The organism is Methylomonas sp. 11b, assembly GCF_000515215.1.
GTDB lineage: Bacteria > Pseudomonadota > Gammaproteobacteria > Methylococcales > Methylomonadaceae > Methylomonas.
Window position 1 is genome coordinate 5,165,603 of the sequence record NZ_KI911557.1, and the last position, 13,889, is coordinate 5,179,491.

The following is a 13,889-nucleotide window of genomic DNA, read 5'->3' on the forward strand; positions in this document are numbered from 1 at the left end:
CCCCCAGTGGCTAAATAAACAAACCCGAATTTTGTATTTATAATGGTTGCAACGCGGGTTACCAAACAAACCAAATTACTCGGTAATTAAAAACACAAGCTTACCACATGCTGGAATTTATCCAACTTCTCAAACAGCGTTACCAAACTGTGCTACAGCAGCTGGATAAAAAAAATCCCCAGTACCTGGATTATCAGCAACGTATAGAGCAATTGTTGCACGGCGAAGCCTTTATTCGCAAAGGCGAGCTGCTGGACCAAAACCCCGGTTTTCCGCTGCAAATCGCCGTGATCGGGCCGACGCAGGCCGGTAAAAGTTCCGTCGTTAATCTGCTGTTAGATGCCAACGCCGCCGGCGTGAGTCCGCTGGCCGGTTACACGGTACAGGCCCAAGGCTTTTGCCACGGCCTGACGCCCGACGACTGCGACGGCATGCAACATTATTTCGGCCGCTTTCAACGTTTGGAGCAAACTGAGCTGCGGCCGGGAAGATACGATTGCTATTCCTTGAGTCCAAGCCCCGGCGCCTCGGCTTTGTTGCCGGCTTGCGTCTGCTGGGATACGCCTGATTTCGATTCAATAGACGCCGCTGATTATCGGGAAGGCGTGATCCGCACCATCGCGCTGGCGGACATCGTGGTACTGGTGGTGAGTAAAGAAAAATACGCCGATCAATCGGTTTGGGAAATGATGAAAGCCATCGAGGTTTTCCAGCAGCCTACCTTGATTTGCGTGAATAAACTTAACGAAGGCAGCGAGCCGGTGATTCTGGATTCGCTGCGGCAAAAGTGGCTGCAAACCCGGCAAGATACTTTGCCTATCGTGGTGCCCTTATTATTCCAAAAAGCCCCGGCCGTGCCGAGCTGGCCGCAGTCGGCTGCGCACGCATTCGCGGATCTGGCGAAAAAGGTTACCCGGCATAAACACGCCGCTCGTCAGCAGCAATTACTTAGCCGCTATTGGCTGGACTGGCTACAACCGGTGTTCGCCGAGCACCATGCTCAGCATCATTGGCAAACCCTGGTCGATCAAGCGTTGGCGCAGGCAGTTAAGGAGTACCAGCGCGATTATCTGAACCATCCGCATCATTACGAAACCTTTCAAAACGCTTTGTTAAATCTGCTGACCTTGCTGGAAATCCCCGGCATCGCCAAGGCCTTGGGCAAGACCCGAAGGGCCATGACCTGGCCGTTTCGTAAATTATTTGCCTTGGGCGGCGGCACACCTATCAATCCCAATCAGGAACTCGGGGTACTGAATCAGTTAGGCGAGCATCTGTTGATTCAAATCGCCGACCGTTTGCTGGAGAAAACCGAAACCGAGCCGGCCGATAGTCGCTGGTGGAAAGAAACCGCGATGGCGCTGAGACAAAAACGCGGCGATTTGTTACAGATTTATCGCCAGGCGGTGACGGATTATCACAGCGATTTTCAACAGGATGTAGAAGCCTCGGCGCAGCGTTTATACGTAAAACTGCAAGAACAGCCTATGGTTTTGAACAGCCTGCGCGCTACCCGCGTCACCACGGATGCCGGCGCTTTATTGCTGGCGATCCAGGCCGGCGGTATCGGTATTCATGATTTGGTGATTACCCCATTGATGCTGACCATTACGTCCTTATTAGCCGAAAGCGCCATCGGCAGCTACATGCATAAGGTCGAAGCCGAATTAAAACAGCATCAGCTCAATACCGTGAAAACCGCGCTGTTCGAGGCCTGCCTGAAACAGCGCTTGTATTTGTTGCCGCAAGGCGTGCTGTCGCCCACCCGCTTTAATATCTCCGAACAACAATGCCACGCCGCGGAACTGGCGCTGAAAGAGAAGAAACATGGCTTACGATTACTCTGAATTGCTGACTCAAGCCCGGCAATGGGCCGCAGCCGCGCAAGCCGAAGGCCGATTGAGTGCGGAACGGGCGCAATTATTGACCACGATAGACGCACGCAGTACGGAAAGCCTCTTTGCCGCGAGTCAATCCGATCCGGATAGCAGACCGTTGATTGTTGCCTTCATGGGCGGCACCGGTGTCGGTAAAAGCAGTTTGTTGAATCGTTTGGCAGGGCAAGCCATTGCCCGGGCCGGCATCGAGCGCCCCACTTCGCGGGAAGTGACCTTGTATCACCATCAAAGCCTGGCGATTAACAAGTTGCCGGCCGGGCTGCCCTTGGACAGCATCAAGATCAGCCAGCACAACGATGCGGCAAACAGCCATATCGTCTGGATTGATATGCCGGATTTCGACAGCGTTGAACTCGGCAACAAACGTTTGGTACTGGAATGGCTGCCGCATATCGACGCTTTACTCTATGTAGTCAGCCCAGAGCGCTACCGCGATAACAAAGCCTGGCAGCTGCTGCTGGCGGAAGGTGCGAAACACGCCTGGCTGTTTGTGATGAATCAGTGGGATCGTGGCCAGTCGGTGCAATACGACGATTTTAAACAGCAGCTGGGTAAGGCCGGTTTTACCGATCCTTTAATCTTTCGCACCAGTTGCAGCGAACCGGACGGCGACGAGTTCGCCGCATTGCTGGAGCAGTTGCGGCAACTCTCTGGACAGCATAGCGTCGCCCAATTGGAACAGCGCAGCGAACAATTGCGCCGCCAGCACCTAAAGCAGACCTTGCAACAACTGGCCGAGGATTTTTCCGCGCAAGACTACGTGCAATTACAGCAGAACTTCGATGCACTATGGCAGCATACCGAAGCCAGCTTGCAACAAGGTCTAGCCTGGCCGATCAAGCAACTCGCGCAATTCTGGGCGGAGAACTTGGGCCAAACAGCGGACATCAAATTGTGGGACGACTGGGCGCAGAACCGCCTGAACGATTTGCTGGACGAATTGGTGTTGCAAGCCGCGCAAGCCAATATTCCCAGCAAGCCCTTGAAGAACGCGTTACAAAATGTGCGCGAGCACACCGACAAAAATCTCACCGCCCAAACCGAATTGGCTGGCCGACAGGCGTTATTGCAGCCCGGCAACGGCGCTCAGCGTTTCCTGTTGAAATTCACCGCGATCTGCGAAACTGTCTTGCCTCTGGCGGCGATGGGCGCAGTGGGCTATCAAGTATTCTCCGGCTACTACCACAGTGCCGCCGACGCCACTGCCACTGCTTATTTGGGTACTGACTTTGCGGTGCATAGCGTGTTGCTGATTGGCTTGAGTTGGCTTATTCCGTTTTTCTTGCACAAAAAAATCCAGCCATCCTTGCAGAAAGCGGCGTTGAAAGGCTTACAGAAAGGTTTGCAGCAGGCTTTGGCGGAGGTGAGAGCGGAGATCAAACAGGCGATGTTGGGCGAACAACAACGGCATGAAGTGCTGGGGCAGCAACTTGCAGGGTTGATCGAGCGTTGCGGTGCCGGGCCAACGATGGCTCTGGAAAATGGAAGCCTCCTGGGACGGGTATTGTTGGTTAAGTGAGATTCTTCAGTTTGAGGTTTTGCAGGCTAAGATTAACGTGCATCCAAGTGCCCCAAGCTTGGATAAATTTTAAGTTTGCGTCTGAAAAGCACAGTCTTCTTACAATTTGAATCGTGCTGCCAACTTATCTAGGCTTGCCGCCTGTTGTGCCAATTGTTCCGCGCTTTGCTTGGTTTTCTCTACAGTTTTAGCCAGCGAATTGGCATTTTGCGAGATCTGTTCCACCCGATCAGCCATATCGCGTGTAGCAGCCGATTGCTGGCCCAGTGCGCCACTAATCCCGTCTACCGACAATGTGACGCGGTATTGGGCATCGAGAATTTCGTTGACCGATTGGCCCGCCTGGCTGGAAAGCGCCACGCCGGATTCAACGCCGGTTACACCACTTTCCATAGCCTGCACGGCGGCTTTGGAGGCTTGACGAATTTTTTCCACCATTAATTTAATTTCACCGCTGGATGTGCTGGTGCGCTCGGCAAGGGTTCTTACTTCGTCTGCAACCACTGCGAAACCTCGGCCGTATTCGCCGGCTCGAGCGGCTTCAATCGCGGCGTTCAGAGCAAGCAGATTGGTTTGTTCGGCGACACCGTGAATCACATCAACAATACTGGTTATTTCCGAGCTGATTGCTTCCAGATTGCGAATGTAGTCGGCCGCATTTACAACAATGGCTGAAATTTTTTGCATCTCTTTGGCGGTGGAGCTAATGACTTTTGTGGATGACTCGGCGCGCTGTCCTGATTCGAACGCAACCTGCTTGGCGTCCAGCGCATTACCGTTGACTTGTTCGAGCGATACCGAGAGCTGTTCGATAGTGGCCGCCATGCTGCAAGCTGCCTCGTAACCGTTATTGGCGATAATCGATTCTTGCGCGGCGGCCTCTAACAGGTCCGCCGAATATCGATTAAGTTGGAATACGCCGTTGTGCATATCGGAGATTAGATTGTGTAAGTTCTTGCGCATCTCCGCCAACTTTCTGAGAAGTTGTCCGATTTCATCGTCGCCTACATCGGGAATTACCACCGTCAGGTCGCCGGCGGCGATAGCCCCAGTGACTTTTTCCGCTTGATCAAGGCTGTAACGGATTTGGTGAATAATCACGTAGGCCATTATCACGAACGCTATTGCGCCCAGTAATGCCAGTCCCACCAGATACCAGGTTGTGCTGTCGACGGTCTGGTTAAGGTTTGCCAAGGTTTCATTGGAATATTGGTTGGAAATTTTGACTGTTTCTTCCAATGCTTCGTGATGTCGTTCGTACTGTTGATCCAGGCGTTCCATCGCCAGGTCCATTGTTTTTACATCACCTTCCTTGATTGCTGGAATATAGCGTTCCTCCAATTCTTTCCACCACTGATCAGCTTGTTCGCGTTGCGTGCCCAATATGGCTTGTTTTAGTTGGGCGGGAATACCCTGTGTGGACTCCCAATAGCGATTGCGGGTGTCATACTCGATTTTCAGTTCTTTTAATCGCACATACTTCGGTTCTTTATCTTTGTCATGGTAAAGCTGTTCGGCCATTAACTGAGCTTCAACCAGAAATAAAGGGGGCGGTAGAATGTCGGCGACAATATCTTTTCCTTGTCCCATACGGTGTGCTGCATCTCCGAGAAAATTTAATGCGTGATAGCCAAGTAACGCCAGGCCGGCCAGCAGTAGAGACGCAAACCAAGACATCAGTTGAAGTTTGGTGGCTATCGAAAAACGATTCAGCATACGCATTCCCCCTGTATTCATAACGTGAAAACTGAGTAGAAATTGTAGAAGAAATTTTGAATGCAACAATCAGCCACTGAGATAGGGCTTAAATAACGGAAAGGCGATAGGCCAGTCTGCGTGGGGGCGACTATCAGCAGATGCTTGGATTAATAGTGTTTGTGTGGCGTTAACGGTAAGGAGGAATCTTATTTGTCGGGTGCTTTATGTTGTTTAACACATACCCCCAATAAGGTGTCGCTTAACGCTGAATGAGCGGGGCTGGTGTACCGGCTGGTTTTGGTTTTCAATATGACCTGTTCTGGTCTATTTCTTGCTGCCAGTTAACTGAGCCGCAAAATGGCCTGGATTAGCTGTGATTCATGTCATTTTCATAACATCGCTCAGGCCGAATGTTCGATGGTCTACAGAAGTTCGATTTTTGAACACGGTTCTACCGGTTCGGACCGGTATTTATAAAACCTATATCAAGAGGAATAGACAATGGCAGAGTTTTTTATTGAGATAAGCGCGCAAGAAAATGGCGATCACCTGATTCATAAATCCAGCTGCTCTTTGCTACCTGCTAAAGAGGCCATTTATTATCTGGGTTCGATCAGCAGCGTGACCAGTGCGGCGAAGAAGGCCGGTGAGAGATTTGCCAAGCCAACCGCGTGTCCGCAATGTTCTCCGGTTTGAGATAAAGCCTTTATAAGGCGAATACGGCAGCGTATTCGCCTTAAGCTTACGAAGACTAGGCGGATTTGCCCAGCGGCAAGCCGCACCGTTGATCTAATGGGTTACTGCTTCGCTGTCAATAACCGCCGCCGGCCGTTGCTCGCCCTTGCCGATTTCCAGTAAATCCCAGAATAATAAGACGCCACCTACTGCGGTCATCAAACCGAATACCATCCGCCAAATCATTGCTTGCATGAACCAAGGGTGATTTTGTGCGGCAAAATAGCCGGCCCAGGTTGAGCCTTCGACCGCCCGTTCGATAAAGGATTGTTCGTAGCCGGCGATCAATAAAGCCACTGTCATGCCCATCACGCCCAAGTTCAGCAAAATCGCCGCGGCTTTCCAACGCCAGCCATTGGCTAGCTCTCCGCCCATCCAGACATTACCGCGCGCTTGTTGCGCCGCCAGGTAGAAGAAGGCGATGTTGATCGTCGCATAAGCGCCGAAGAAGGCCAAATGACCGTGCGAGGCCGACCATTGGGTGCCATGGGTATACAAATTGATTTGCGGCAGCGTGTGCATAAAGCCCCAAACGCCGGCGCCGAGGAAGTTACCGAAGGCGTGAGCGATGATCCAAGCCAGGGCAGGGTGGTTGCTGTTTTTGAATTTATGCGCGCCGGCATCGTAAATCGAATGCACCACCATGGCGACTAAGGGAATCGGTTCCAGCGCGGAGAAGAAGCCGCCGATGGTAAACCAGTACTCCGGCGTGCCGATCCAGAAATAATGATGGCCCAAGCCTAAAATGCCGGAGCCGAACATCAAGGCCACTTCGATATACAGCCAGGTTTGTACGACGTTGCGGCGCACACCCAGCAACTTCATCAAGCTCCAGGCCATGATGCAGCCCACCAGCACTTCCCAGGTGGCTTCCACCCAGAGATGGATGACCCACCACCACCAGTATTGATCGACGGAAATGTTGGTGACATAAAACATGCCGGCCAGATACAAGCCGGCTAAGGCGACCAAGTCCAGAGTTAAAACGCCGGCAATCCCCGACCATTTGCCCTTGGCAAAGGTAGCGGCGACGTTGTAAAAGAAGGTCAGCATCACCACGACGATGCCGATGTCGGCCCAACGCGGCGCTTCGATGTATTCGCGGCCTTCGTTAATCAACCACAATGAAGTATCGGTACCGCTGCCGATTTGAATCAGCAGGTAAACCAGTACCACAATGGTGACAGCGCCGGTCAGCACCCAAAACGCCAGCTGGCCCCATTTCAAACCGACGATGGGTACGCCGCTTTCGTCTTCCAGAAACCAGTAAACCGAGCCGAGGAAGCCGTAAAGCATCCATATGACCATGGCGTTGATATGCACCATGCGGTTCACGTTGAAATCCAGGATTTCATACAGAAAGCTCGGGAAGATAAACTGCAACCCGGCCAGTAGGCCGAACAACAGTTGCGCCATAAACAGCACCATCGCCACGGTAAAATAATGCACGGCCAGTTTTTGGCCGCCGCTCAAATTTGGATTGGCCATGAATGCGGCATAGCGTTGCTTGCAATTGGCCGCGCAAACCTCGGCTTTTTCTTGATAGGCTTGTAGCGTCATTTATTTGTCCTCTTCGCCGAGCGCGATGAAATTATGCGGAAAGCCGTTGGTGTCGATAGACGACATCCATTTCAGGAAGGCCACGATGGCTTCCGCTTCCGGCGGCGTGATGTCCAGATTGGGCATCTTGCGGTTGGAGCCGTAAGTGCGGGCATTTTTTTCCGGATCGAGCAGGAAGTTCACCATCATTTGTTCGCGAGATTCCTTGGCGCCCCACCCTTGATCCAGCCAGGCTTTAGTCAAGTCCGGCGCGAAATAGGCACCGTTACCGAGCAAGGTATGGCAATTCATGCAGTTTTTAGCTTGTACGGTTTTCTTGCCATGATCGACCAGTTTTTCGGCTTCTGCTTCGCTTAAAGTTTTACCGAACAACGGTGCGTCGTCGCCTATGGTCGGTTGGTAACGCTGTTTGGCCTTGTCGAAGCGGTAGCTGACGTCTTTGTTTATCACGCTGTAAGCCGGCACGCGGGGACCGCCGGCGCTGATTTGTTTCATCGAATCGAAGCTTAAAATGACCAGTAACACAAAAGAACCGCCGGTGACCCAGATCGCGGTTTTTTTCCAGAATGTTTCCGACGCCCAGCGGGGCGGGCTTTGCTCAGTCATGATGACCTCCAGATTGATGAGAGTGATGAGTTTCGTCGTCGTGCGTCGCGGCACACAACTTCCAGATCAGACGCGGCATCCAGCCGTAGCCGAGTACCATTAACAACGACAGCAGCAGCCAATAATCGTTAAAATGGTTGACGTAGCTGAACACGCCGACGCAAATCAGCAACCCGGCGTAGATTACCCAAGCGGCAATCCCGAACGCGCGGCGGCCGCTGATCTTGGACCAGGCATATAAAGCGGCATACACGGTAGCCAGCAAGATGATCAACGCCGCGCTGAAAAAGCTCAGGAAAAAATCGGACAGGGCAACGGGTTCGATCAACATTAAATTTACCGCCGGACAGTTTTATAACATGGTTTATAAATGCAACTTTTGGCAAGTGTAAGCGTCATTAACATTTATTTCAAATACAGCTTTAACTGAACTCATCGACATGCAATTGACTGCACACACCGATTACGCGCTGCGCGTATTGATTTATCTGACAATTAACACCGAGAAATTGGTGACAATCACTGAATTGGCCGAGTATTTCGGCATTTCCAGAAACCACTTGGTCAAGGTGGTACACAAACTGGGCGTAAAAGGCTTTGTGCAAACTGTGCGGGGGAAGGGCGGCGGTATTCGTTTATCGCGGCCGGCGCGGGAGATCAGTGTCGGCAATGTGGTACGGGAAGTGGAGGGACACTTTCAGATGGCCGAATGCTTCAATCCCAAAAAACAGGGCCGTTGCGCCCTGGAGAAAGATTGTGGGCTGATAGGATTATTAGGCGGCGCTATAGAGCAGTTTTTACAGACTTTGGATAAGGCGGTTTTGAGCGATTTGGTGCCAGGGCCCCGGCCGGGTGGCTTGGATGGCGTACCGCTAAAACAGGGTTGAGGCATTGCAATGTGTAGGATGGGTAGAGCGAAGCGAAACCCATCAAGTATCCTCAAACTGATGCGATGGGTTTCGGCTATCGCCTCTACCCATCCTACCGTTGTCAATAAAATCCGCTGGCAGCTATTTACCCAGAATGCTAGTTCCTCCGTTTTAACCTGTCCTTGGGCTGGTTTTGTTCGATTAGCGGTAGGCTCCAACAAAGGGATTGCTGCGCATTTCCACGCCAAAGGTAGATATCGGGCCATGGCCGGGGATGAATTTCACATCTTCGCCCAGGGGCCAGAGTTTTAATTCAATCGAGTCGATCAAAGTTTGATGGTCGCCTTTGGGGAAATCGGTGCGACCGATCGAGCCTTTGAATAACACGTCCCCAACCAGCGCCAAGCGCTGTGCCTCGCTGAAGAACACCACATGGCCCGGCGTGTGTCCCGGACAATGGATCACCTGTAATACCTCGTTGCCAACCTTTACCGTATCGCCGTCGTTCAACCAACGTTGAGGAGTAAAGCTTTTCGATTCCGGAAAACCGAACATCCGGCATTGCTGCGCCAAGGCCTCGATCCAGAAGGTATCTTCAATTTGCGGGCCGATGATTGGCAACGAGAGTTTTTCGGCCAACTCCGCAACACCGCCAACATGATCGAGATGGCCGTGGGTGACCAGTATCGATTCCAACGCCACGCCTTGTTTTTTGACTTCCTTCAGCAATACATCAAGGTCGCCGCCCGGATCGACCAGAGCGGCTTTATTGGTTTGTTCGCAGACCAGTAAGGTGCAGTTTTGTTGATAGGCGGTGACGGGAATAATGGTGTAGCGCATGAAATCGATGATGGCTGGAAGTTGGACTCCCGCTTGCGCGGGAGTGATGGATCAGTAAGTTAGATATTTAGTAATAAATGCGCCGGCGCTTCCAGACATTCCTTGATGATGCCCAAAAACTGCACCGCTTCCTTGCCGTCCACCAAACGATGGTCGTAGGACAAAGCCAGGTACATGATAGGCCGAATAACGATCTCACCGTTTTCCACCACCGGCCGGTCTTTGATGGCGTGCATGCCTAAAATCGCGCATTGCGGCGGATTCAGGATGGGTGTAGAGAGCATGGAGCCGAAAATTCCGCCATTCGTGATGGTAAAGGTGCCGCCGCTGAGATCTTCAACGCTGATCGAGCCGTTGCGGGCTTTATTACCAAAATCGTGTATGCCTTTTTCGATGCCGGCAAAATCCAGCTGATCAGCGTCGCGCAAAATCGGCACGATCAAGCCGCGCGGTGTGGTGACGGCGATGCCGATGTCGTAGTAGCCGTGGTAAATGATGTCGCTGCCGTCAATAGACGCGTTAATCGCCGGGAAGCGTTTTAAGCCTTCAATGGATGCCTTCACGAAGAACGACATGAAGCCCAGCTTGATGCTGTGTTTGGTTTCGAAACGATCTTTGTAGTGATTGCGCAGATCGATGACCGCACTGAGATTGACTTCGTTAAAGGTAGTCAGCATCGCCGCGTTTTGCTGGGCTTGCAGCAAGCGTTCGGCCACTTTGGCACGCAAGCGAGTCATCGGCACCCGCTGTTCCGGCCTTAGGCTGGCCACGGCTGTGGCCGATAAGGGCGAGTGGGTTTCCGTTGCCGGTGGTGGCGCGGGGGCTGGAGTAGGTGGCGCGTCTTTCGCTTGTGTGTTCAAGAAATCCAAAACATCAGTTTTCAGAATTCGGCCATGTTTTCCGGAGCCGGCGATGGCTTGCGGGTCAAGGTCTTTTTCGGCGACCAATTTGCGAACGGAAGGGCTAAGGACGGCGTCTTCGGTTTTTTCGGTTACCTGAGCCGGTTTGGCTGGCTGGGCATCCAGTTTGGCTAGTAGCTGACCGCCGACTACGGTTTCGCCGTCTTGTACCACCAGTTCTACCAGTGTTCCGGATTTTGGTGCAGGTACTTCCAGGATGACCTTGTCGGTTTCGAGGTCGGCCAGATTGTCGCCTTCGTTGACCCATTCGCCCGCCTGTTTGTGCCATGCGACTAGGGTGGCATCGGATACGGATTCGGGAAGGCTGGGGACCAGTATTTCAAAGCTCATGTGTATTTCCTTCGTTGCTGCCATAGAGCGCGGCGTTTACCACGGCGCGTTGTTCGTTGAGATGGGTTTTGTAATTGCCGACCGCCGGTGATGCCGACGCGACCCGGCCGGCATAGCTGATCGGGATATTCTTGTCTAGCAAATCGAAAAAATGGTGCTTGCTTTGGTACCAGGCGCCTTGGTTTTTCGGTTCTTCCTGACACCAGACAATATGTTCGACATTGGGGTATTTGTCGATTTCGCGTTTGAATTGCTCGTTCGGAAACGGATAGAGCTGCTCGATACGAATAATCGCGACATGGCGCAGTTGCTCCTGATCCAGGCGGCGAGCTTCCAACAAATCGAAATATACCTTGCCGGCGCACAATACGATGCGCGTGACGTGGTAGGGATCGATATCGTCCTGTTCGCCTATCACGTTCAAAAATTCGCCATGGGTCAAATCGCTTAGTGTCGATACCGCTAGCTTGTGCCGTAGCAGGCTTTTCGGACTCATGACGATAAGCGGTTTGCGATATTGGCGCAGCATCTGTCGACGCAGCAAATGAAAAATTTGTGCCGGTGTAGTGGGGACGCAGACTTGGATATTGTGGTCGGCACATAGCTGTAAATAACGTTCCAGGCGAGCCGAGGAATGTTCCGGGCCTTGACCTTCAAAACCGTGTGGCAGCAGCATGACCAAGCCGCTGAGCTTGCCCCATTTGGTTTCGCCGGAGGAAATGAACTGGTCTATGACTACTTGCGCGCCGTTGGCGAAATCGCCGAATTGCGCTTCCCAGATCACCAGTTTATTCGGTTCGGTGGAGCTGTAGCCGTATTCGAAACCCAACACGCCGGCTTCCGACAGTAAGGAGTTAAAGATTTGTGCGCGGCCCTGGTTTTCGCTTAAATGTTTGAGCGGGATGTAATTTTCGCCGTTGGCTTGATTCAGCAAAATGGCGTGGCGATGCGAGAACGTGCCGCGGCCGATGTCCTGGCCGGTCAAGCGCATATGGTATTTTTCCAATAGTAGCGTCGCATAAGCCAAATTTTCCGCAAAGCCCCAATCCATTGGAATTTCGCCGGCCGCCATTTTATTGCGGTCTTCCATGACTTTGGCGACTCTGGGATGCAGTTCAAAACCTTCCGGCAAGCTTTGCAAACGCTGGTTGCAGAATTGGAGATGCTCCAAGCTTATAGAGGTGTCGGCCGGCGTGTCCCAATGTTTGTTTTGATAAGGCACCCAGCGCGCCGAGTATGAATAAACGTTGTTTTCTATAATCGGCCGTGATACCGGTTGGCCTTCGTTGAGCAGTTGTTGGTAATCCTGCTCCATTTTCTGCACCATGTCTTCCGTGACCACGCCTTCCGCAATTAATTTCTGTGCGTAGATTTGCGGCGGGGTCTGGTGATCGCGGATGGATTTATACATCATCGGCTGGGTAGCCGCCGGTTCGTCCGCCTCGTTGTGACCATGACGGCGGTAGCAAATTAAGTCAATAACCACATCTTTATGAAAGGTGTTACGGTAATCCAATGCCAATTGCGTGATGAAAATCACCGCCTCCGGATCGTCGCCGTTGACGTGAAATACCGGCGCCTGAATCATGTTGGCTACGTCGGTACAGTACAGGGTGGATCTGGCATCGAAGGGATTGCTGGTGGTAAAACCGATTTGGTTGTTGATGACAATATGCACGGTGCCGCCGGTGGAGAAGGCGCGCGTTTCCGACATGTTCAAGGTTTCCATCACAATACCCTGGCCGGCAAAAGCGGCGTCGCCGTGAATCAATATCGGCAAGATCGCGTCAAAACCATCCGGGCCGTGCCGATCTTGGCGGGCTTTTACCGAGCCTTCCACCACCGGATTGATGATTTCCAAATGCGAGGGGTTGAAGGCCAGCGTCAAATGAATCGGGCCGCCCGGTGTGGCAATATTGGACGAAAAGCCTTGATGGTATTTGACATCGCCGGTTAGTACGCCGGGCGAGGACGTGTGGGTGCCTTCGAATTCCCCGAACAGTACCGCCGGGCTTTTTCCCAGTATATTAATAAGTACGTTCAGACGGCCGCGATGGGCCATACCGATGACGATTTCCTTGCCTTTGTGTTCGCCTGCGCGTTGGATCAATTCGTCCAGCACTGGAATCAAAGACTCGCCGCCTTCCAGCGAAAAGCGTTTTTGGCCGACATATTTGCGGTGCAGGAATCTTTCCAGGCCTTCTGCGGCAATCAACAACTTTAACAGCCATTGGCGTTTTTCCGGATGGCTGCTGAAATCCGGTTTCGCGCCTTCCAGTTTATCCTTGATCCAGCGTTTCTTTTCGTCATCGACGATGTGCATGTATTCGCTGCCGATGCTGCCGCAGTAAATCTCGTTAAGCGTTTGAATAATCGCTTTTAGGGGTAAGCGATCAACGCCGCACAAGCCGCCGGTGTCGAACAGCGTGCTCATATCCGCATCGGTCAAACCATAATATATAGGTTCCAAGTCAGCAGGGACGCTTTGCGATTGACCAAGCGGATTGTTAGAGGCTATCTGATGGCCTTTGACCCGGTAATGATTGATCAAGCGGGCTACCGCTGATTGCTTCTTGACGCTTTGCTCGGTAAACCCCTGCATTCTGGCCAGCCTGCCCGGTTCCGCAATCGCCAGTTTTTCGAAGCGCTCCACAATCACGCTATGCGGTGTGTCTTCGGTGGCGCCGCTGCGAATGTGGTCGAAGCGTTGCCGCCAGCTTGGGCTGATGGATTCCGGATTGCTCAAGTACTGTTCGTACAAGTACTCGATGAAATGGGCGTTGCCTCCGTACAATGAGGAGGACTCTTCGAATTGTTTAAGCAGGCTACTCATGCAAACATCCAGGTTTTCGGCAAGTTGAACCGATTATGTTAGAACTAAAATGTTATATTACCAAGGACAATGTGTTGTAAC

Annotated in this window: 11 protein-coding genes; 4 read left to right on the forward strand and 7 right to left on the reverse strand. The window is 52.3% G+C overall.

Going from position 1 to position 13,889, the window contains the following annotated elements; translation table 11 throughout:
- The first annotated feature begins 107 nt into the window (after window positions 1–107).
- Complete coding sequence (locus METH11B_RS0124715; protein WP_026604337.1) at window positions 108–1,847, forward strand: GTPase; 1,740 nt, start codon at window positions 108–110, stop codon at window positions 1,845–1,847.
- Window positions 1,828–3,417 carry a GTPase gene (locus METH11B_RS0124720; RefSeq protein WP_026604338.1) on the forward strand — a complete coding sequence of 530 codons (1,590 nt, stop codon included), beginning with the start codon at window positions 1,828–1,830 and terminating at the stop codon, window positions 3,415–3,417. Before METH11B_RS0124715 ends, METH11B_RS0124720 begins: the two co-directional genes overlap by 20 nt.
- A 99-nt stretch (window positions 3,418–3,516) precedes the next feature.
- Here METH11B_RS0124720 and METH11B_RS27380 read toward each other — a convergent pair whose 3' ends face one another.
- Complete coding sequence (locus METH11B_RS27380) at window positions 3,517–5,133, reverse strand: methyl-accepting chemotaxis protein (protein ID WP_026604339.1); 1,617 nt, start codon at window positions 5,131–5,133, stop codon at window positions 3,517–3,519.
- Window positions 5,134–5,616: 483 nt separating this feature from the next.
- Here METH11B_RS27380 and METH11B_RS0124730 point away from each other — a divergent pair, with 483 nt between their 5' ends.
- Complete coding sequence (locus tag METH11B_RS0124730) at window positions 5,617–5,811, forward strand: hypothetical protein (protein WP_020482196.1); 195 nt, start codon at window positions 5,617–5,619, stop codon at window positions 5,809–5,811.
- A 93-nt stretch (window positions 5,812–5,904) separates the two neighbouring features.
- Here METH11B_RS0124730 and METH11B_RS0124735 read toward each other — a convergent pair whose 3' ends face one another.
- The 3 genes from METH11B_RS0124735 to METH11B_RS0124745 are packed head-to-tail and all read right to left on the reverse strand — an operon-like array spanning window position 5,905 to window position 8,347.
- Window positions 5,905–7,410, reverse strand: coding sequence for a cbb3-type cytochrome c oxidase subunit I (locus METH11B_RS0124735; RefSeq protein ID WP_026604340.1), 1,506 nt, complete (start codon window positions 7,408–7,410; stop codon window positions 5,905–5,907).
- Window positions 7,411–8,016 carry a c-type cytochrome gene (locus tag METH11B_RS0124740; RefSeq protein ID WP_026604341.1) on the reverse strand — a complete coding sequence of 202 codons (606 nt, stop codon included), beginning with the start codon at window positions 8,014–8,016 and terminating at the stop codon, window positions 7,411–7,413.
- Entirely contained in the window at window positions 8,009–8,347 is a 339-nt protein-coding gene (locus METH11B_RS0124745) for a hypothetical protein (RefSeq protein ID WP_020482193.1), read from the reverse strand. Before METH11B_RS0124745 ends, METH11B_RS0124740 begins: the two co-directional genes overlap by 8 nt.
- Window positions 8,348–8,456: 109 nt before the next feature.
- Between METH11B_RS0124745 and METH11B_RS0124750 the strand changes: the two genes are divergently transcribed.
- Entirely contained in the window at window positions 8,457–8,903 is a 447-nt protein-coding gene (locus METH11B_RS0124750) for an Rrf2 family transcriptional regulator (RefSeq protein WP_026604342.1), read from the forward strand.
- Window positions 8,904–9,086: 183 nt separating this feature from the next.
- On the opposite strand, the gene METH11B_RS0124755 is transcribed toward METH11B_RS0124750, so the two are convergent.
- From METH11B_RS0124755 to METH11B_RS0124765, 3 genes are read right to left on the reverse strand one after another with little or no spacing between them, the layout of a single operon-like run.
- Complete coding sequence (locus METH11B_RS0124755; protein ID WP_026604343.1) at window positions 9,087–9,725, reverse strand: MBL fold metallo-hydrolase; 639 nt, start codon at window positions 9,723–9,725, stop codon at window positions 9,087–9,089.
- Window positions 9,726–9,784: 59 nt separating this feature from the next.
- Complete coding sequence (odhB, locus tag METH11B_RS0124760; RefSeq protein ID WP_026604344.1) at window positions 9,785–10,975, reverse strand: 2-oxoglutarate dehydrogenase complex dihydrolipoyllysine-residue succinyltransferase; 1,191 nt, start codon at window positions 10,973–10,975, stop codon at window positions 9,785–9,787.
- On the reverse strand, window positions 10,965–13,808 hold the full coding sequence (locus METH11B_RS0124765) for a 2-oxoglutarate dehydrogenase E1 component (protein WP_026604345.1): 2,844 nt from the start codon (window positions 13,806–13,808) through the stop codon (window positions 10,965–10,967). Before METH11B_RS0124765 ends, odhB begins: the two co-directional genes overlap by 11 nt.
- Window positions 13,809–13,889 lie beyond the last annotated feature (81 nt).